The sequence below is a fragment of the Lactobacillus sp. C449L genome (assembly GCF_059900815.1).
Genome location: NZ_JBWXGA010000140.1, coordinates 1 through 478, shown reverse-complemented (window position 1 = coordinate 478; position 478 = coordinate 1). Strand labels below are relative to the sequence as shown.

1 protein-coding gene is annotated in these 478 nt (G+C 38.5%); it reads left to right on the top strand.

The window, feature by feature from the left end; genetic code table 11:
- Nucleotides 1-14 precede the first annotated feature (14 nt).
- Nucleotides 15-158 (top strand): DUF6123 family protein, encoded by a 144-nt coding sequence (locus tag AC2JF9_RS08690; protein ID WP_500726967.1) that lies wholly within the window; start codon nt 15-17, stop codon nt 156-158.
- Nucleotides 159-478 lie beyond the last annotated feature (320 nt).

Sequence of the window (478 nt, the reverse complement as noted above, 5' to 3'; positions counted from 1 at the left end):
ATTTTCTCGTTAACATGGCGATTGAAATGACTTTGAAGACACAAAAGAATTTTGACGGAAGCTTTTATATTTCTTTACTTGAAGCTTTAAAGCAAAACAAGGTCCATAACCGTTCTGAAGCGGAGCAATTCGCTAACGAGCGCGGGCTGATGGCATGAAGAAAAACGGCAGAGCTATAATCTGCCGTTTTTATATATCCACCGCTGTTTTGTTCATTCTTTTGGATGAAGGAAAGGGGACAGGGCTCCGCTAAGTTTACTTACTATAGCCAAGCGTTTCGGTAAACATACTGAAATGGCATAATAATGTAAATGAGCTTTGCTGCGACCTGCCGCCTTATTAGGTGAGTTTAGTTTAAGCAGTTAAACTACCTTCATATTAGATGGTGGCGTTTCAAACGCCATATCAGTTTTATATGTCATAATTTTGATAGTTGGAATAGTTCTTTCGATAACTTTTAAGAGGAGCGTTTGTAATG